At 40.8% G+C, this 18321-nt stretch carries 18 protein-coding genes and 2 pseudogenes; 6 read left to right on the top strand and 14 right to left on the bottom strand.

The window, feature by feature from the left end:
* The first annotated feature begins 234 nt into the window (after positions 1 to 234).
* The 3 genes and pseudogenes from rpmF (at position 235) to M1F37_RS09990 (ending at position 1178) form a co-directional block, all read left to right on the top strand.
* The gene (rpmF, locus tag M1F37_RS05820; protein WP_000290416.1) at positions 235 to 417 is read left to right on the top strand and encodes a 50S ribosomal protein L32; all 183 of its coding nucleotides are present in this window, start codon (positions 235 to 237) and stop codon (positions 415 to 417) included.
* Between the two features lie 15 nt (positions 418 to 432).
* Positions 433 to 582, top strand: a complete 150-nt coding sequence (rpmG, locus tag M1F37_RS05825; protein WP_001265622.1) for a 50S ribosomal protein L33 — start codon at positions 433 to 435, stop codon at positions 580 to 582.
* A gap of 78 nt (positions 583 to 660) precedes the next feature.
* Positions 661 to 1178, top strand: a pseudogene (locus M1F37_RS09990) (HXXEE domain-containing protein).
* 132 nt (positions 1179 to 1310) lie between these two features.
* Here M1F37_RS09990 and rpsD read toward each other — a convergent pair.
* The 7 genes from rpsD to M1F37_RS05865 all read right to left on the bottom strand — a co-directional run bounded on the left by rpsD (position 1311) and on the right by M1F37_RS05865 (position 9592).
* Complete coding sequence (rpsD, locus tag M1F37_RS05835; protein ID WP_247935097.1) at positions 1311 to 1922, bottom strand: 30S ribosomal protein S4; 612 nt, start codon at positions 1920 to 1922, stop codon at positions 1311 to 1313.
* A gap of 193 nt (positions 1923 to 2115) precedes the next feature.
* Entirely contained in the window at positions 2116 to 3168 is a 1053-nt protein-coding gene (locus M1F37_RS05840; RefSeq protein ID WP_247935098.1) for a sensor histidine kinase, read from the bottom strand.
* Positions 3165 to 3863 (bottom strand): response regulator transcription factor, encoded by a 699-nt coding sequence (locus M1F37_RS05845; protein ID WP_247935099.1) that lies wholly within the window; start codon positions 3861 to 3863, stop codon positions 3165 to 3167. Before M1F37_RS05845 ends, M1F37_RS05840 begins: the two co-directional genes overlap by 4 nt.
* A 123-nt stretch (positions 3864 to 3986) precedes the next feature.
* Entirely contained in the window at positions 3987 to 6581 is a 2595-nt protein-coding gene (locus tag M1F37_RS05850; RefSeq protein WP_247935100.1) for an SSURE domain-containing protein, read from the bottom strand.
* Between the two features lie 158 nt (positions 6582 to 6739).
* Complete coding sequence (locus M1F37_RS05855) at positions 6740 to 7405, bottom strand: potassium channel family protein (protein WP_004253989.1); 666 nt, start codon at positions 7403 to 7405, stop codon at positions 6740 to 6742.
* A 13-nt stretch (positions 7406 to 7418) separates the two neighbouring features.
* Entirely contained in the window at positions 7419 to 8795 is a 1377-nt protein-coding gene (locus M1F37_RS05860; protein WP_247935101.1) for a TrkH family potassium uptake protein, read from the bottom strand.
* 32 nt (positions 8796 to 8827) lie between these two features.
* Entirely contained in the window at positions 8828 to 9592 is a 765-nt protein-coding gene (locus M1F37_RS05865; protein WP_247935102.1) for a nucleoside phosphorylase, read from the bottom strand.
* A gap of 190 nt (positions 9593 to 9782) precedes the next feature.
* On the opposite strand from M1F37_RS05865, the gene M1F37_RS05870 reads away from it, so the two are divergent.
* From M1F37_RS05870 to M1F37_RS05880, 3 genes are all read left to right on the top strand, one after another.
* Positions 9783 to 10235, top strand: a complete 453-nt coding sequence (locus M1F37_RS05870; protein ID WP_060956251.1) for a DUF3290 family protein — start codon at positions 9783 to 9785, stop codon at positions 10233 to 10235.
* Positions 10232 to 10864, top strand: a complete 633-nt coding sequence (locus M1F37_RS05875; protein WP_247935103.1) for a DUF421 domain-containing protein — start codon at positions 10232 to 10234, stop codon at positions 10862 to 10864. Before M1F37_RS05870 ends, M1F37_RS05875 begins: the two co-directional genes overlap by 4 nt.
* Before the next feature lie 116 nt (positions 10865 to 10980).
* A complete protein-coding gene (locus M1F37_RS05880; protein ID WP_006153995.1) occupies positions 10981 to 11184 on the top strand; it encodes a CsbD family protein in 204 nt (67 codons plus the stop codon).
* Between the two features lie 162 nt (positions 11185 to 11346).
* On the opposite strand, the gene M1F37_RS05885 is transcribed toward M1F37_RS05880, so the two are convergent.
* The 7 genes and pseudogenes from M1F37_RS05885 to M1F37_RS05915 all read right to left on the bottom strand — a co-directional run bounded on the left by M1F37_RS05885 (position 11347) and on the right by M1F37_RS05915 (position 18291).
* Entirely contained in the window at positions 11347 to 11970 is a 624-nt protein-coding gene (locus tag M1F37_RS05885; RefSeq protein ID WP_049530157.1) for a TetR/AcrR family transcriptional regulator, read from the bottom strand.
* Between the two features lie 39 nt (positions 11971 to 12009).
* Positions 12010 to 13092: an ABC transporter permease gene (locus M1F37_RS05890; RefSeq protein ID WP_006154045.1), complete on the bottom strand. Its 1083-nt coding sequence runs from the start codon at positions 13090 to 13092 to the stop codon at positions 12010 to 12012.
* A gap of 1 nt (position 13093) precedes the next feature.
* A complete protein-coding gene (locus M1F37_RS05895) occupies positions 13094 to 13810 on the bottom strand; it encodes an ABC transporter ATP-binding protein (protein WP_021144116.1) in 717 nt (238 codons plus the stop codon).
* Between the two features lie 135 nt (positions 13811 to 13945).
* The gene (locus M1F37_RS05900; protein WP_247935104.1) at positions 13946 to 15169 is read right to left on the bottom strand and encodes a carbohydrate-binding domain-containing protein; all 1224 of its coding nucleotides are present in this window, start codon (positions 15167 to 15169) and stop codon (positions 13946 to 13948) included.
* 210 nt (positions 15170 to 15379) lie between these two features.
* Positions 15380 to 15943: a sugar O-acetyltransferase gene (locus M1F37_RS05905; protein WP_247935105.1), complete on the bottom strand. Its 564-nt coding sequence runs from the start codon at positions 15941 to 15943 to the stop codon at positions 15380 to 15382.
* Positions 15944 to 16049: 106 nt separating this feature from the next.
* A pseudogene (locus M1F37_RS05910) lies at positions 16050 to 16903 on the bottom strand (VOC family protein).
* 191 nt (positions 16904 to 17094) lie between these two features.
* Entirely contained in the window at positions 17095 to 18291 is a 1197-nt protein-coding gene (locus M1F37_RS05915) for a CAP domain-containing protein (protein ID WP_247935106.1), read from the bottom strand.
* Between the last annotated feature and the right edge of the window lie 30 nt (positions 18292 to 18321).

Below are 18321 nucleotides of genomic sequence, written 5' to 3' on the forward strand. Positions count from 1 at the left end.
AGACCTCATTTCTAACTCAAACGTCTCATACTTAATTCCACCATAAAAATCCGTTTTAGACTAACTTCCACTTTGGTTAGACAAGTGGAAGTTACTTTGAGAAGTTACCCAGGAGAATTTTTTCATCTTTTTTTGTCAAGTAACTTTACTTTACAAAAAAAATGTGTTATCCTAGTATGGTTGATGAAAATCAGTAGATTGAATCGAATATAAATACCTAAAGGAGAAATCAAAATGGCAGTACCTGCACGTCGCACTTCAAAAGCGAAGAAAAACAAACGTCGTACACACTACAAAGTAACAGCTCCATCTGTAAACTTTGACGAAACTACTGGAGATTACTCACGTTCTCACCGTGTATCACTTAAAGGATACTACAAAGGACGTAAAATCGCTAAAGCTGCAGCAGCTGAATAATAGAAGGGAGATACCATGCGCGTAAATATTACACTTGAACACAAAGAATCTGGTGAACGCTTGTACCTTACTTCTAAAAACAAACGTAACACTCCAGACCGTCTTCAATTGAAGAAATACTCACCAAAACTTCGCAAACACGTTGTGTTTACAGAGGTTAAGTAAGCATACCTAACTCAAAACGCCTTACTGGGCGTTTTTTGCTTTATTTGCTGGCAGTCTATAGCTTTTCAGGAGAGATTTATGGCATTTTATCTTTGGATGTTTCCTCTACTTTTTATCTTTCACGATATGGAAGAAATTATCGGTCTTGTCCCTTGGATTCATTTCAACGAAATCTTGCTGGCCCAAAAGGCTCCAACTATTCTCAAAATCCACAAAGAAATGACAACAGAGGGATTTGCCCTCGCTGTTTTTGAGGAATTCATCCTTGTCTTATCCATCACTTTCTTAGCATATGTTACTCAATCTAGAACGTTCGAATTAGTTTGGTTAGGGGATTTGTAGCCTTTGCGCTTCATCTCTTGCTCCATATCGAACAATCAATCCTTCTTCGCAAGTATATCCCTGCTCTGATTACTTCTACCATTTGTTTTCCTGTCAGTGCTTATTTGATTACAGACATCGTACATTTTTGGCAGGTTTCGTCTAGCGAATTTTTCCTATTTTCACTGGTCGGTTCAGGCACTGTCGTCATCAATCTCCTCTTTGCTCTCTGGCTTGGGAGAAAGTATTCCACCTGGATTGTTCATTACCATTAACAAGAGTTCCTTGCAATTTCAATTTGCAGGGAATTTTTTATCCCCCTTCACAGTTATGACGTGTTCTATAGTTTTTTTAAGACAAAACAAAAAGCCCACTGTTGTAGGCTTTCTGTAAGATATTTCTTAAAATTAAAGCATTTTGTTGTAGAATTCAACGACAAGTGCTTCGTTGATTTCTGGGTTGATTTCGTCGCGCTCTGGCAAGCGAGTCAATGAACCTTCCAATTTTTCAGCGTCGAATGATACGAATGCTGGACGTCCAAGAGTAGCTTCTACTGCTTCAAGGATAGCTGGAACTTTCAATGATTTTTCACGAACTGAGATCACTTGACCTGGAGTTACGCGGTATGATGGGATATCAACGCGTTTTCCGTCAACAAGGATGTGACCGTGGTTTACGAATTGACGAGCTTGACGACGAGTAGTCGCAAGACCAAGACGGTAAACAACGTTATCCAAACGACGTTCCAAAAGAAGCATAAAGTTGAAACCTAGGATTCCACCTTTGATTTTTGTAGCTTGTACGAACAAGTTACGGAATTGTTTTTCACCTACACTGTAAGTGAAACGAAGTTTTTGTTTTTCAGCCAATTGCAAACCGTATTCTGACAATTTAGAACGGTTGTTTGGTCCGTGTTGTCCTGGTACGTAGTTACGACGTGCCAATTCTTTACCTGTACCTGTAAGTGAAAGGCCAAGGCGACGAGCTTGTTTCCAAGATGGTCCTGTATAACGTGACATGTGAATGTCCTCCTGATATAAATAATATTCGGTGGAAATAGTCACTTAGAAAGCCCTGATTCGTGCAGATGCCCTTCGCCTAAACAGCCAAGGTTACTTATCATAAGACACCTGTTGACGAGCTTCATGCTTTCCTGCTGATATTTCACACAAAATCCATTCTACCATGAATGGCTGGATTTGTAAAGGGGTTTTAGGCTTTATTTTCACTGCCAGAGAGATTGAGAACGAGGGTAAAGGTGCTTCCTAAACCGTACTGACTGCTGACTGTGATTTCCCCACCCAATTGATGAGCCAATTCACGCGCAATCGCAAGTCCTAAGCCATGACCACCTGTTTTCATGTTACGCGAAGTTTCTACACGATAAAGGCGTTTGAAAATATTCTCCAAATCCTCTGGGGCAATACCCTGTCCCTCGTCCGTCACACTGATTGAAAGCTGGTTCTTCTCCAGCTTAGCCACCACCTCCAGCTTGGTTCCTGGAGCGGAGTATTTAAAAGCGTTATTGACCAGATTCACCAAGATTCGAGAAAGCTTGGCATAATCTCCCTCAATCCGAGCAGACTCTGGGATTACTTGCAAATGGACATCTCGCTCCTCCTGCTCAATCAAGAACTGAAATTCACTCATGCACTCAATCAAGAGCTGGTCCAGAAAAATACTGTCTTTGCTAGTCGTTTCCACCTGATTTCTAGCTGTGTTTAGGGTCAAAAAATTCAACTCCTCAACCAGTTTATTGAGTCTTTCAGTCTGGCGTCCAATGGTTGCTAGATAATGGGCCTGTTCTCCTTCCTTGATAACCCCATCCAAAATCCCTTCTACCGTCGCTTGGATCGAAGTGATGGGGGTCTTGATATCATGCGACAGCTGGGCAATCATCAAGCCCTTTTCTCGTTCGCTTTCTTCCAAGGAATCAAAGGTCTCCTGCAAATCATGGGACATTTCATTAAAAGCTTGGCCTAATTGCTGAAATTCTACAGGGCCTTGAACCTCCAGATTTGATGAAAAGTCCTTGTCTGCTACTCGCTTGGCATGTTCCTTCAGTTTACCCAATGAAGTAAAGACTGGCGACAGGAGAAAGAGACTAATCCCAGCACCGACAAAACTAGCCATGAGAGTCATTCCCACCAAGAAATAAATTTCTCTTTCGTCAATTAGCATTCGCTGGATGGCCCAAAAGACAACGATAATCGTTAGAAGTGTTGAAATGACATACCCCACTAAAATATAACTTTTTAGTTTCATTGTCTACCTCGTGCTTTCTCAATTTTGTAGCCCAAGCCCCAGACGGTTTTGATGGTCGGTGTTTCTGCACTAGAATGTTTAGCCAACTCCTGTCGAAGAGCATGAATATGAACATTCAAGGTATTAGTATCATCTACATAGTCTTCTTGCCAGACTTTTTCATAGAGGTCTGTCTTAGAAAAAACTCGCTCTGGATTACTAGCTAAAAGCCATAGAAGTTCGAAGGATTTGACTGTCAAATCAAGCGCCACATCTCCGACTTGGACCTCATGACTACCGTGATTCATCCGTAAATCCCCGAGACTGACGACTTCTGTATCACCTCCACGATGAAGGCGACGCATGATATTGTGGACACGCAAAACCAGCTCACGAGGGCTAAAGGGCTTGGCAATAAAGTCATCTGCCCCTAGGCTCAAGCCATAAATCTTGTCCTGCTCGCTAGTCTTAGCCGTGATAAAGAGAAAAGGCTGATCTGGAGATTGATACTGAACCTCACTAATCAAATCATAACCATCCATCCGAGGCATCATGATATCTGTAATAATCAAATCAATCACTTTTCGCTTGAAGATTTCCAAGGCCTCTACTCCATCATGAGCCACCAAAACCTGATACCCTGCCTGAACCAGATAGCGTTGATGAATATCTGTGATTTCTACCTCGTCGTCAACGAGTAAAATAGTCTTTCCCATCTGTCTCTCCTTTGAAAAAAACAGTGCTATACCACAATAGTATAACACTATTTTAATCTCTTTACGAACATTCTAATCGCTATCTGGATTTTTTAAATCCTAGATAGAAAGTCTGTAGCTAGACTAGTCATTTTCCTCTTTTTTAGCTTTCAAACCGAGGCCACCTAGCAGTCCGGCCAAGACGAGTCCAACGAATCCAAGAGTAGTCATTGATGTTTGGCCTTCACCAGTATATGGAAGCATGTCTTTTTGCTCTTTCTTTTGATTAGCCATCATTGGACTTGACGTCTTGTTATTAGATGCCATCTTGCTTTCATCAGACATTTTGCTTGAGGCTGCTGGAGCTTGGTCTTGTTTCATGCTTGGTGTTGCCATTGGCTGGCTAGCATTCATAGTTTTGTCCTGCTCCTTGCTATGCACCATCTTATCCTGGCTAGCAGCTGGCATTTGAGATTTCATCGGATTGAGAGACTTATACCCATTCAAGTTTACTGTCAAATCCTTAGTCGCTACAAGATTACTCAAATCTGCTTTGCCATCTTTAGCGCCGTACACTTTAATAGTAGCTTTATAGCTTTGAGTGCCGTTTTGTTTTAAGAGGTCAAGCAGCTCTTTATCTGATTTACCTTGAGTACCTGCCAAGTCTACTTCATAGAAGTAAAGGCCTTTGCCCAATTTCTCTACTGGTGGGAGAGCAGGATTTTTGGCTGAGCCGTTATCGGACCATGGGGCCTTGTCTGATGCTTTCAAGATAAGGCGAGTCAACATACCGTCACCAGCGAAGAATTCGTATGGAATGACTTGGTTGACTCCGGCTGTGAATGGGCCTGGGAAGTTGGCTTTGTCCAAATAAGTGGCTGGGACATCTACTGTGTCTTTTGTATTGTCAGCCACTCCTTTTTGAACTTCGGCTGGGGTAGTTAAGCCATTCAAGTTTACTGTCAAGTCCTTAGTCGCTACAAGATTGCTCAAATCAGCCTTGCCATCTTTCGCACCATACACTTTGATAGTAGCTTTATAGCTTTGAGTGCCGTTTTGTTTTAAGAGGTCAAGCAGCTCTTTATCTGATTTTCCTTGAGTACCTGCCAAATCCACTTCGTAGAAGTAGAGACCTTTGCCCAATTTTTCTACTGGCGGGAGAGCGGGATTTTTAGCTGAGCCATTGTCTGACCATGGAGCCTTATCAGAAGCTTTCAAGATAAGACGAGTCAACATACCGTCACCTGCGAAGAATTCATATGGAATGACTTGGTTGACTCCGGCTGTGAATGGACCAGGGAAGTTGGCCTTGTCCAAGTAAGTAGCTGGGACGTCTACTGTATCTTTGGTGTTATCAGCCACACCTTTTTGAACTTCAGCTGGAGTAGTCAACCCATTCAAGTTGATATCCAAATCTTTAGTCGCTACGAGATTTGTTAAGTCAGCTTTGCCGTCTTTCGCACCGTACACTTTAATAGTAGCTTTATAACTTTGAGTGCCGTTTTGTTTTAAGAGGTCAAGCAACTCTTTATCTGATTTACCTTGGGTACCTGCCAAATCTACTTCATAGAAGTAAAGGCCTTTGCCCAATTTCTCAACTGGTGGGAGGGCAGAATTTTTAGCCGAACCGTTGTCTGACCATGGGGCCTTGTCAGAAGCTTTCAAGATAAGGCGAGTCAACATACCGTCGCCAGCGAAGAATTCATATGGAATAACTTGGTTAACACCGGCTGTGAATGGACCTGGGTAATTGGCCTTGTCCAAGTAAGTAGCTGGGACATTTACTGTGTCTTTGGTATTGTCGGTCACACCTTTTTGCACTTCAGCTGGGGTAGCCAAGCCGTTCAAGTTGATATCCAAATCCTTAGTCGCTACGAGGTTACTCAAATCGGCCTTGCCATCCTTCGCACCGTACACTTTAATAGTAGCTTTATAACTTTGCGTTCCATTTTGTTTCAAGAGGTCAAGTAGCTCTTTGTCAGATTTACCTTGAGTACCTGCCAAGTCTACTTCATAGAAGTAAAGACCTTTGCTCAATTTCTCTACCGGTGGGAGAGCAGGATTTTTAGCCGTTCCATTATCTGACCATGGAGCCTTATCAGAGGATTTCAAGATAAGGCGAGTCAACATACCGTCACCAGCGAAGAATTCGTATGGAATGACTTGGTTGACACCAGCTGTAAATGGACCTGGGAAATTAGCTCTATCCAAGTAAGAAGCTGGGACTTCTACTGTGTCTTTGGTGTTGTCGGCCACACCTTTTTGCACTTCAGCTGGAGTGGTCGCTGGTTGCGCTTCACTGGCTTCGCGGTCTTGTCCAGAAGCTGTAGACATAGGATCTTCCACAGGTTTAACTGCATCTTCTGTTGGTTTCTTAGAGTCAGGTTGTGCTTGCACTTCTTCTTTTGGTGCTACTACTGGCTCTTTAGCAGTTTCGTCCGCTTTTTCTGAAGAACTTGTCGTATCCACACTTGCTTGAGGTGTTGGAACAGACTGTTCTGAAGAAAGATCTACATCGACTGCTTTTTTGAGAACCTCTGCTGGTAAGTCGCTCTTTTCACTCACCGAAGTAGCGTCTGGCACGACTTGGGCAGGAGTCGGATTGACGACATCAGCACGTGCAGAACTTGGTTGACCGACTAGGGCAAAGAAGCCACTAGCCACAACAACTGAAGCAACACCTACACTGAGGCGGCGAATAGACCAACGAGTATATCTCTGATTTGGATTGGATTTCATAGGATTCTCCTTAGAGTTTTCTTTTTTTTTGATAGCTCTAGTATAATCTCCTAAAATTAAAAAGGATTAAGAAAAAGTTAAAATTTTTCTTAAATCCTTCTTATAAAATACTTATATTGACCCAATAGTCACTAGAAAAAAGAATGGTTATTTCTCTTTTAATCATTGAGGTGTGCTAGATTATCCAAATATTGGTTATTGATTACTGCCATCATATAGCCATCAGCTTTCAATTGATCATCTGGACCAAACTGAACGTCTAGAGGAGCATTTTCATAGTCACGAAAACCAAGAATATTGAGATTGTATTGTCCTCGAAGGTCAAGTTCACTTAGACTCTTACCTGCCCACGATTGTGGAATTTTCATCTCAACAATAGAGACATTTTTGTCCAACTGAAAAACATCAACGCTGTTATTAAATAAAATAGTCTGTGCCAATGAGCGCCCCATTTCAAACTCTGGTGAGATGACTGAATCTGCGCCAATTTTTTCAAGGACTTTTTTTGCTGTATGGCTTTTAACCTTAGCAATAACAGTTGATACTCCTAGACTCTTGCAATGCATGACTGCAAGCACACTAGATTCTAAATTTTCCCCAGTTGCCACCACAACTGTATCGCAGGTATCAATTCCTGCTGAGAGCAAGAGCTCTTCATCGGTAATATCTCCAACAACTCCACGTACCAAGACTGGTTCGAACTGATTGATTCGCTCCTCATGGTCATCAATGGCGATTATATTTACATCATGCTTAGCAAGAGCCGCGAGAACACTGCTCCCAAAAATTCCCAAACCTAAAATTCCAATTGTCCGATCTGACATAGTTTATCCTTTCTTATCCTATGGTAATATCTGCTTTCATATAGTGGATCATATCTTTCTTATCTGGTTGATACTCAGCCAAACTAACTAATAGCGTCAGCGGCCCAATTCGTCCGATAAACATCAGTAGCATGATAATGCTAAGAGCTAATCTACCTAACTCTGGTGTCAGATTGGCAGTCACTCCGACCGTGGCAAGCGCTGAAATTGTCTCGAACATGATGTAGATAAAGCGCGGATTCCCTTCTGCGGTTACCCCTAACAGGATCAATCCCAGCAAGAAAGTTAGCAAGAAGATAATAAAGACACTGAATGATTTTTGGACTGTCCGAGGTAAAATTGTTCTCCGAGCTACATTGGCATGGGGTAATCCTAAAAGTTCACTGCGTGCAAATACTAATAAGACAAAGAAGGTTGTGATTTTAAGTCCCCCTGCTGTTCCACCAGGCGCCCCACCGAGAAACATTTGTAAAATATAAATCAGTAGTGTAACAGGCCGAGCCTGGGTGTAATCAATAGAAGCAAAACCTGCCGTTCTCATGCTAACTGTTTGGAAAAAACTGACTAGCAATTTATCAGGGATGCTGAGATTTCCAATCGTTCCCGGATTGTTCCACTCTATCAAGAGGGTTGAAACTGTTCCAGTAAATAAAATTCCAGCTGTCAAGAAGAGAACCAACTTGGTATGGAAGCGAAGCCGCCGTTTTTTCTTGCTCAACTGCGTGGCCAGGTCAAACCAAACCATAAACCCTAGACCACCTGTGATGATCAAAGCAGCAAGCACTAGATTAATCAAAGGATCAGTTTGAAAAGCTACTAAACTTGTACTGCCAAAATTATCAAAACCAGCATTACAGAAAGCTGAAATAGCTACGAAGATAGAGGTAAAAATCCCCCGACCCCAACCAAATTCTGGAACAAAACGAAAACTTAACAGGAAGGCTCCGAGTCCTTCAACGATAAAAGTCGTCAAGAAAATCGAACGTATGAAAACCATTAAAGACTGAGTTTCTCCATAACTAAAGCTCTCCAAAATTGTTTCACGGCTACGAAGACTTAGCTTTTGCTTACTTTGAATATAAAAGATCCCTATAAAGGTCATGAGACCCAAACCACCAATCTGGATCAAAAACATACAGATTAACTGACCCCAGATGTTATATGTGGTAGCTACTGGTTGAGTAAAGAGTCCTGTCACACAGACCATGGATACTGCTGTAAAGAGATGGTCGAAATAGGTCGCTTGGGAGCTTGTTGCTTGCACAAATGGCAGACTCAAAAGAAGAGAGCCTGCGAAAATAACCAAAGCAAAACTCAAAAAAATTCGACGAGCAGGTGATAAACGCCCCAAGGTCGTGTTTATTTTTTCCGAAAATGATTTGAATAACATAGCTACATTGTACCATAAAATAGTTAAAGCAGTCACATATGACTAACGATTTCAAGACAGAGTTCTAAGGCCTTGCCAAAAGCTTCTGCCCCCCAGTCACGACTGTCGTAGTTATCTAGATCTGCCAAGGAATCTGCGGTAAAGAGCAGCTCTCCCCAGACAACCCCACGTAGTTGGGCTACTGCCGCAAGAGCTGCACACTCCATCTCCACAACTGCACAGCCTTCTTCCTTACGATAGGCAACTTTTTCAGCTGTTTCTCGGTAAAAACCATCTGTCGACCAAGTCATAACCTCTTCATAAGGAATGCCTAGTTGTTCCAAGACTTGCTCGATGGCAGAAATCGCTTCGACATGTACATCCATATAACGAGAAGGCGCTACATAGTGGTAGCTGGTCCCCTCATCTCGCAGGGCTCGGACTGGAACCAGAAAGGCATTTTCCTCTATATCGGCTAGGACGCCACAGGTTCCAGTGGAAATGATTTGTTCCACACCGTAGCCAATCAACCAATCCATAAACTGGGCCGCTGGAGCAGAGCCAACGGGAGCCTGGGCAAGACAAATCTCCTCGCCCTTGTAGTTGATGACATAGACTGGATAAGTCTTGGTGGCAGAAATGAACTCGCCAACGCACTCTGCTCCTATTTCCTGGGCGTAGCGGTCAATCTCCTCCTCCAAAAATGCATAGATACACTTCTTTGGCAATTGTAAATCTAATCCTTCGTGATTTGGCATGATGACTGCCTGAGGATTGTCATCAAATTCTAAAATAGGAATGGCATGTTTTTGAATCATAAAGCACCTCCTCTAAATTTGTACTATTATAACAAAAGCTAAACGAAAGTCAAGACGGGAGGCTAAGTCAAATCAGAAAAACCTACCTTAAGTAGGAAACAACAATTAAATGCTTTTTTCGTCATAATAAAATTGCTATAGCTTAGGAATTAGTTTATAATAGATTGAATTTAAAAAAGGGAGAAATCTTATGAAATTCTATTCATATGACTATGTTCTCAGTCAGATTAGTCAACAGAATTGGACCATGATTATTGTGTCGACATTCTTAGTGATTGTGACTGGATTCTTTGCATTTAAGGCTTTCAAAGATAAAAGAGGGAGTAAGTTCCGTGAATTATCGCTCATTTCTATTTTGACCTTAATTGCTTTTGTATTGATTAGCATTACGAATTTTCAAAACAGCCAATCCAATGATAATCAATTTCGTAGTTCCTTACACTTCATCGAGATTGTATCAAAAGAGTTAGGTGTTGATAAAAAAGATATTTATGTCAATACTTCAGCTACTACTGATGGAGCTATTATTAAGGTTGGCGACAATTTTTATCGTGCCATTAGCGGGACTGACCAAGATAGCTATTTGTTAGAAAAGATGGAACTCTATAAATCAGATGTTGAACTCGTGGAGGTTGAAAAATGATAAGCTTTTTTGCTACGATTGCAATTAAATTGGCCTTGGGGCTACTTTCTCTTGTTTTTGTTATTAACGTAACAGGTAAAGGAAATTTAGCACCAAGTTCTGCAGTAGATCAAATCCAGAACTTTGTTCTCGGGGGTATTATCGGTGGGGTTATCTACAATAGCTCGATTACCATCATCCAATACGTAACAATCTTAATCATCTGGACTATTCTCATCCTGCTCCTTAAATGGTTGAATACCAATATTTCCTTTTTCAAACACTTAATTGACGGGAAACCAACTATTATCATCAAAAATGGTAAGTTAGATCCTGAAGCCTGTCGCACAAAAGGTCTTGCAGCTGCAGATGTAGCTCTTAAATTGCGCGCTCAAGGAATCTTCCAATTGAAGGATGTCAAGAGAGGTGTGATTGAGCAAAACGGACAGCTGATTGTCGTAAGAATGGGTGACGAGAATCCTAAGTACCCAATCATCACAGATGGTGTTGTCCAAGTTGAAATCTTAGAAACCATTGGCAAATCCGAGGAGTGGCTAACTGAGAAATTGAAAGAAGAAGGTTTCGAAGAAGTCTCAAATATCTTTATCGCTGAATATGATAAAGGTCAATTGAATATTGTAACCTATTAAAAAATAAACTGATGCTTTTCGTATCAGTTTTTTGCTTTTTAGCATAAAAGGGTATATACTTAAACCAATATCTGATGTAATTTAGATAATACAAAAAATTAACGGAGGTATCCCCCATGTCAATCGAAGAAAAATTCAACCAAGCTAAAGGTTCTGTTAAAGAAGGCTTTGGTAAACTAACTGGCGATACAAAAACTCAAACAGAAGGAGCTGCAGAAAAGGTAGCTTCAAAAGCTAAAGAAGTTGCTGAAGATGCAAAAGAAGCTGTCGAAGGTGCAGTATCTGGCGTAAAAAACATCTTTAAAAAAGACGGAGAATAATTCTTTCTCGTCCTAATAACATAAGAAACTCTTATTCCAAGCTGTTAATATGCTAGGGATAAGAGTTTTTTCTTTAAATTATTATGTTTTTTAATATTAGAAAATACTTCTTATGATGTGTTGCTCAACCTAAAGCAAAAAGAACTAATTCCTATACTCCTCCTATTTCCACAAACCACCTAAGATTTGTTTTTCCAATAAGCCTAAGTCCTCTTCACTAATTTCGACATTGTCACCAATGATATATAGTTGAGAGAAGTAAGCTAACAATGGACCTATACAGATGCGAACCATTTGAGGAATCGTTATCTCTGGATTTACACGTGGATCTGCTAGCAATTCCTTATGAAGCACTCGAAGTTTATCTTGAATAGCATTCCAGATAAAAATCTGTTCATTTTTTAGTTTTTTATTTGAAAAACTCTCTTGTAGAATGATTTTCATCAAGGCACGATTTTTTTTGAGATAGCTCATACGATTATGGACGAGATAACGAACCCTCTCTTCTGTCGTTTCAAAAGCTAAGAGTTCCTCAAAAAAACTACCGAGAATGCCTGGGACTACAGGATGTAAAATAGCCGTCAGTAAATCATCCTTCGTCTTAAAATACTTAAACAAAGTTGCCTGGCTTAGTCCAGCACGCTCAGCTATGTGAAGAGTTGAGGTCCCATGGTAACTCCTGGTTGATATGAGATCCACTGCTGCCTGCATGATTTTTTTCTTTCCTTGAGGGTAATTCGCTTCTTCTAAGTAATCTTCAAACGATTCAAAAACAGTCTTATCCATCCAATCTTCACACCTTTTTAGCATTATTTATGTTGATTTCTAAACTTTACGATAACGACGCAATCCAACAATATTGAGAATTGTTAAAATGATCAAGAAAATCATTAAAACACCAAGATTTGACAAAATATCACCAAGATTGTGTCCGTAAAGAATAATCTGGCTTATTGCATCACCAGAATAGGTTAATGGCAAAAATTTCCCCACAGTTGGAGCCCATTCTCCCATGGATGACAATGGAATAATTCCTGAGAAAAAAAGTTGGGGCATAATCACGAGAGGAATAAATTGCATCATTTGGAATTCTGATTTTGCTAGAGTAGACAAGAGAATTCCAAAAGCTAGTGCTACAAGAGCCAGTACCACATTAACTATTATAACATTTAAAATATTTCCTACAACTTCTACATCTAGTAGCCAAATTGCTGCTAAAACGACAACTGCCGTTTGAAAAATCGCAATAATACCGTAAGACAACATATAGCCATAGACGATTTCAGAACGTTTCACTGGGGTTGCTAACAAGCGATCCAAGGTTCCACTTGTTCGCTCTTTCAACAGTGCCATACCAGAAATCAAAAAGACAAAGAAGAAGACCACAAAGCCAATTAAAATTGGAATCATACGTGCAAAGAATCCAGTATTTTTATCTCCATATTGGTAAGATTCTTTGATTTCAGGCGCCTTTTCATCTAATTTCAATTGTGGAAGAGCTTGTTTGACACGAGATAATAACTGATCGGTGCCTTCATTGACGATACTTGTTCGTAACACTTGTCGTGTCATAGTTGTTTTAGAAGCATCCGTATTTGCGTAGTCGACCTGATACTCACCATCTTTATACGATATGACTGCATCTACTTTCTCGTCAGCTAGAGCTTTTTTAGCCTGATCTAAGTCTTGATAAGTCTCGACGTCCACATGATCGAGCTCATCCATTTTTGTTACCAAACCAGTTGGTAGATCTTGTGTCGCTAACTTGACATTCACGGTTGTACTAGCTGAAAACATGAGGTTCATCAGCCACATAATAAATACCGGCGCTACAAACATCATAGCCAAGGTTCGTTTGTCACGAAGCAATTCTTTGATAACTTTTTTAGCAATAGCAATGGTTCTCATCTTACTCTCCTTCTGCTTTCAAAAAGACTTCTTCAATACTTGAAACTTGATAACTATCTTTTAAGTGTTGCGGTGTATCAAAAGCAATGATTTTTCCACCTAATAATAAGCCGACCTTATCCGTTAACTCTGCTTCATCCATAACATGGGTAGTAACTAATATCCCTACCCCATTGTCTCTAAGCGCGAATAATTCTTTCCAGATTTTCTTTCGAAGAGAAGGGTCGATTCCAACTGTCGGTTCGTCCAAAATCAAGAGCTGAGGATTCCCCAGAAGCGCGACGGCTAAAGACAAGCGTCGCTTCATTCCTCCAGAATAACCGGATACCGTTTTATTCAAATGCTCTGTCAGATCCACAACTTGAGCCACATGGGCAATTTCAGCTGTCAGATCTCTTTTGGATAGCCCTTTTAGCTGACCAAAAAATTCTAGATTTTCTTGACCTGACAAGGCCTCATAAAGAGCATCAGACTGAGCCATATAGCCAATATCACCTAAAATATGACGATTTGGCATAGTATGGTCCAAGACTAAAGCGATACCGCTATCCGCCTTTTCCATTCCTAGCATGGTTTTAATCATAGTTGATTTACCAGCACCTGATGGACCGATTAGACCAATGATTTCTCCAGGCTGTAAATCAAAACCAACGTGATCTAAGACCATTTGACGACCAAAAGATTTTTCTAAATCTTTTAAATGTAACAATTTTTTCATTTGAATCCTCCTAGGTGAGTATTTACTCACTTTTGAAATATAAAACTATTATAGTGAGTATCCACTCACTTGTCAAGTTGAAAGTTGATAGTTGAAAAAAATCTCCCTTCTCTTTCGAGAAAGGAGATTTTTATTTTATGGTCGTCCACCAGGGCCTCCATTTCCTTGAGGGCCACCGCCAGGTGCCCCTCCGCCTCCAGGCATAGAACTGACAATCTCAGTTTGTTTTTCACCATTGAGATAGATATCTCCGCCTGTGTAGGTCGCTGTTCCATCAAAGTCAAAACCAGTTTGACCAGTCATTTTGATGGTTCCTCCATTAACTGTAATATTACCATTTGAGTCAATTGGATCCGTGTCCCCTTGACCAACTTCAACCGTCAAGTTCCCACCATTCATAGTGAAGAAAATTTCACTTTGTTGAGCATTTTTGTTGGCTGCATTGACACCATCATCCGTTGAATAGATGGCGATATCTCCACCGTTGATAGTAATTGACTTACCTTCAAGCCCTTCTGTAGAGTTCTTGACGGTGTAAGTACCACTATCGATGACCAAATCACCTGATGCATGGATCCCATCATCACCAGCAGTAACAGTGATGGTATTGTCAGATAGATACATGGTTCCAACAGAAGTATCTTCATCATTGTCGACCTTGACGCCGTCTTCCTTGGCATCGATAGTCATGGTTGTACCAGTGATATTAAGTTCATCATTGACATTAAAGGCATCTCCTACCGATGTGATGTTAAAGGTTCCACCTGTGATGTGAAGTGTATCGTTAGCTTTGATACCGTTGTTTTTCTTACCATCCACATTGAGAGTTCCTTTACCATTGATGGTCAAGTCCACTTTAGAGAAGAGGGCTGCGTCTGCCTTTTCATCACTATTAGAAGCTGAATCTGACAGGCTATTGGTTGTCCCATCTGCTAGAGTTAGATATACATGACCTGCTGATGTGGCAAAAATGGCTGCATTGGTATTGGTCATGGTCACACCCTTTAGAACAATATGTACATCATCAGTCTTTTCGGCTTCAATCTTGATTTGAACACCGTCAGATTGACCAGAAATGACATTGGTACCTGCTTTTGAGATAGTCACTGTTGAACCAGAAACTGTCACACCATCTCCAGAAACACTTGCAGATGAGCCAGATAGCTCAATCTTAGAGGCTGTGCTTTCATCATAAGAAGCGTCGTAGTCCTTCTCTGTGAAATAGGAAGTTTGGTTTGTTGTTGTTGCATTATTTGTAGTTGCATTGGTATTGGATGTAGTTGTTGACTGCGCACATGCTACCACCAGCACCATTGCTGTTAGACTCGTTGCAAGTAGGGTCCATTTTTTTGATTTCATACTTTTTTCCTATCCTTCATATAGCTTGAGCTTAGTTTACAGGGGAAGTCTGAAAAAAATCTAAACTTTTTCTGAAAGTTTTCTTAAATTTAGATGCTGAGATAGATTAGTAGGTGATAAGACAAAATATTTTTGAAAAGCAAAAAAGACAAACGCCAAAAATGACATTTGTCTACGTTCTGAAAGAACAGCCCCAGCTGTTCTTTCTTTTTAATTTTCTTTTACAGGGATTTCCTTAATCACACGCGCAGGATTGCCACCCAAAACAACATTGTCTCCAAAGGACTTTGTAATCACGGCCCCTGCTCCTGCAACAACGTTATCTCCCAGTGTCACTCCAGGAAGGACAATGACACCACCACCAGCCCAGAAATTATCACCGATGGTGATGGGCTTGCCGTATTCAACACCTGAATTACGATCCTGCGGGTCCAGTGGATGGAGTGGAGTCAAGAACTGACAGTTGGGACCAATCATGGCATTGTCCCCGATGCGAATCGGACAAACATCCAGCATAGTCAAGTTCCAATTAGAATAAAAATTTTCCCCTAGATGGATATTGACCCCATAATCGACTACCAGTCGTGGATTGACATAGAGATTTTCCCCAGTTGACCCAAACCAAGTCTTGATAATTTCCGTCCCTTTCAAGGGATCTTCTTCCTTGTTAAAGGCAGTCTGTTTTTGGCGAGAAGCCTGAGCCAAGGCCCGCAACTCGGGATCAAATGGATGATAGGGTTCTCCCGCTATCATTTTCTGGTATTCACTGGTCATTGTACTCTTCTCCTTATTCCCTACTATCATATCAAATTTTCTACCTATCTGACTAGGATAAGGAGTACTTTCTACAGTTTATACTCTGATTTTCATCACATCTTGCCTATCTTGCTAAACGAATACGGGTCACGATTCCGTCTGGGTCTGTGATTTCCAGCTGGCTAGATGTCAGCCATTTGATTGGAGCATCAACTTCTTGTGCTCGTTGCGCAATCGCTAACAGTTCTTCTTTATGTGCGACTTCAATGACATAGTAGGCTAAACCTGGCAAGCCTTGCTTACGCGGAGCCAGATTTTTTCCCCCCATTCATTGACTGCTAAATGATGATGGTAGTCCCCAGCTGCAATCCAACTGGCGCTAGGCACACTGAATTTATCCTCTAGTCCCAACACCTTTTGATAAAACTGGCTGGACTTTCGACTATCTTTAACAGAAAGATGGATATGTCCCATTCTCGTACCATCTGCTAGGATAAAAGGCTCTACTCTTTCCCCCAACTCATAGATGTCCTGCGCCGCAAGAGCCTCAGTAACTCCGATAATACGTCCATCTTCTCGAATATCCCATGTGGAAACCGGCTTATCTCGATAGAGTTCAATGCCATTTCCCTCCAAATCCTCCAAGTAAAGAGCTTCACTGTAACCATGGTCTGCACCGCCAATAAGAGGAATCTGTAAATCTGTCAGATGTTTCAAGACATCAGCCAAGGCCTTTCGTGTCGGCAAGAGAATAGCTAGATGGTAAAGGCCATAATGTTTCCTTACTTCACCGCTCTCTTGTGCTTGAATCAGCTGTACCAAGGCTTTTCCATCAAGACCTAGAACGGCCTCTATCTCAGTTTGAGATAAGATTTCTAAACCAAGCACTTGCTGATAAAAGGCTGTTTGACTGGCCAAATCCTTTACATTTAAAACTGCCTCTGCCAAATAAATGTGGCTCTTATATTCATAGGTCATAGGATGTCTCCTTTGTTGTAATTTTAATTATTACAACTATTATGTAACTTCTATCAAGAAAGTCAAGTCAGACAACTTGAAGCCTATATTCTAACAAAAAGAGGTCAATGTTCGTCATCAACCTCTTTCCTATCATTCATTCTTTCTGCTAAGTAAGATGAATACTTTTCCTATGACTTGCTATTTTCAGCCTAGTTTACCCATTCACCATTGCCATTTACACGGTAACCATCTGGTGTTGTTGTGCTGACTGCCAAAGCTCCTGAACCATATGCATAGTACCAGTACTTGCCTACTTTAAACCAACCTGTCTTCATGACACCTGATTGATCAAGATAATACCAAGCACCATTTTCCTTGTACCAGCCTGTCTTCATAGCTCCTGAACCGTCAAAGTAGAACCATCTGCTACCATCTGTTCCCCAGCCTGTAAACATCGCGCCAGAACTATCAAGGAAATACCATGCTCCATCAACTTCTACAAATCCAGTCTGCATGACACCTAAACCATTCAGATAGTACCATTTACCACCTGTTTTTACCCAGCCTGTCTTCACATCACCAGACTCATAAAAATACCATTTTCCATTAGATTGCACCCAGCCAGACTGACTAGATGTAGATGTTCTAAAATCTTTCAACGATTTTTCTACAACTATAGCTTTACTTTTAACTGTTGAAAGGTTTGATGCAGTCACTTCTGTATACTGAATAGCAGAACCATATCCACCAGCCAATTCCTCTGAAGAAGCATCATCACCTAAAGCTATAGAAATCGTTGCCACTTTCTGAGAACTAGCTTCATTTCTAAAAGCCGCAAGCCCCACATAGGTAAATTTAGAATTGATCAGAACCTCATAATAACCTGTAAATTCTTTAGATGTTCCACCCTTCTTTTTCGCTACATAATTCGCCTTCTCAGCATGCCAGTTTTCAATTGCTTTTAGAAAACCTTCATAGTTCACATCTAAAGCTTCTCCTCTTATACTATTACTAGATGGAAAAGCAGTCCAGATTTCTTTCGTAGAAAGACGCTCAGGTTTTAAAGCTACTGACACCTCAGTAGCTCGTACAAAAGCAGTTTTCTCAAGATCAGTAGACCATTTAATAGGGACATACTTATCTACCAAACCTTCATCAGCTGCTTCCTTACGAATCTTATTAATAGCATCCAAAATAGCTTGTTTATCTGGAGTCAAAAATTCTCCCTTTAATCCAACCAAAACATTGCCACTAGCAGGGTTAAGCACTTCTGAACTCAAGACATTTTCATTTCTACCATCTGCAGATTGTGTTGCCACAAGTCTGTCATTGGCAAAAACATCATTTGTCAAAACTGCTCCAGCTAAAGTCAAAGCCAAGGCGCTAGCAAATACAATTTTCTTCATTTTTTTCTCCTTTTATCCTTTAGATAGGAC

Origin of the sequence: Streptococcus mitis (assembly GCF_023109105.1) — a bacterium.
Taxonomy (GTDB): domain Bacteria; phylum Bacillota; class Bacilli; order Lactobacillales; family Streptococcaceae; genus Streptococcus; species Streptococcus mitis_BW.

What these genes read in the sequence shown, in the direction of transcription:
- M1F37_RS05900 (WP_247935104.1), bottom strand. Translation starts at nt 15,169, where the DNA reads ATGAAATCAAAAAAATGGACCCTACTTGCAACGAGTCTAACAGCAATG.
- rpmG (WP_001265622.1), top strand. Translation starts at nt 433, where the DNA reads ATGCGCGTAAATATTACACTTGAACACAAAGAATCTGGTGAACGCTTG.
- M1F37_RS05915 (WP_247935106.1), bottom strand. Translation starts at nt 18,291, where the DNA reads ATGAAGAAAATTGTATTTGCTAGCGCCTTGGCTTTGACTTTAGCTGGA.
- M1F37_RS05895 (WP_021144116.1), bottom strand. Translation starts at nt 13,810, where the DNA reads ATGAAAAAATTGTTACATTTAAAAGATTTAGAAAAATCTTTTGGTCGT.
- rpmF (WP_000290416.1), top strand. Translation starts at nt 235, where the DNA reads ATGGCAGTACCTGCACGTCGCACTTCAAAAGCGAAGAAAAACAAACGT.
- M1F37_RS05875 (WP_247935103.1), top strand. Translation starts at nt 10,232, where the DNA reads ATGATAAGCTTTTTTGCTACGATTGCAATTAAATTGGCCTTGGGGCTA.
- M1F37_RS05850 (WP_247935100.1), bottom strand. Translation starts at nt 6,581, where the DNA reads ATGAAATCCAATCCAAATCAGAGATATACTCGTTGGTCTATTCGCCGC.
- M1F37_RS05885 (WP_049530157.1), bottom strand. Translation starts at nt 11,970, where the DNA reads ATGGATAAGACTGTTTTTGAATCGTTTGAAGATTACTTAGAAGAAGCG.
- M1F37_RS05870 (WP_060956251.1), top strand. Translation starts at nt 9,783, where the DNA reads ATGAAATTCTATTCATATGACTATGTTCTCAGTCAGATTAGTCAACAG.
- M1F37_RS05905 (WP_247935105.1), bottom strand. Translation starts at nt 15,943, where the DNA reads ATGACCAGTGAATACCAGAAAATGATAGCGGGAGAACCCTATCATCCA.
- M1F37_RS05860 (WP_247935101.1), bottom strand. Translation starts at nt 8,795, where the DNA reads ATGTTATTCAAATCATTTTCGGAAAAAATAAACACGACCTTGGGGCGT.
- M1F37_RS05855 (WP_004253989.1), bottom strand. Translation starts at nt 7,405, where the DNA reads ATGTCAGATCGGACAATTGGAATTTTAGGTTTGGGAATTTTTGGGAGC.
- M1F37_RS05865 (WP_247935102.1), bottom strand. Translation starts at nt 9,592, where the DNA reads ATGATTCAAAAACATGCCATTCCTATTTTAGAATTTGATGACAATCCT.
- M1F37_RS05880 (WP_006153995.1), top strand. Translation starts at nt 10,981, where the DNA reads ATGTCAATCGAAGAAAAATTCAACCAAGCTAAAGGTTCTGTTAAAGAA.
- M1F37_RS05845 (WP_247935099.1), bottom strand. Translation starts at nt 3,863, where the DNA reads ATGGGAAAGACTATTTTACTCGTTGACGACGAGGTAGAAATCACAGAT.
- M1F37_RS05840 (WP_247935098.1), bottom strand. Translation starts at nt 3,168, where the DNA reads ATGAAACTAAAAAGTTATATTTTAGTGGGGTATGTCATTTCAACACTT.
- rpsD (WP_247935097.1), bottom strand. Translation starts at nt 1,922, where the DNA reads ATGTCACGTTATACAGGACCATCTTGGAAACAAGCTCGTCGCCTTGGC.
- M1F37_RS05890 (WP_006154045.1), bottom strand. Translation starts at nt 13,092, where the DNA reads ATGAGAACCATTGCTATTGCTAAAAAAGTTATCAAAGAATTGCTTCGT.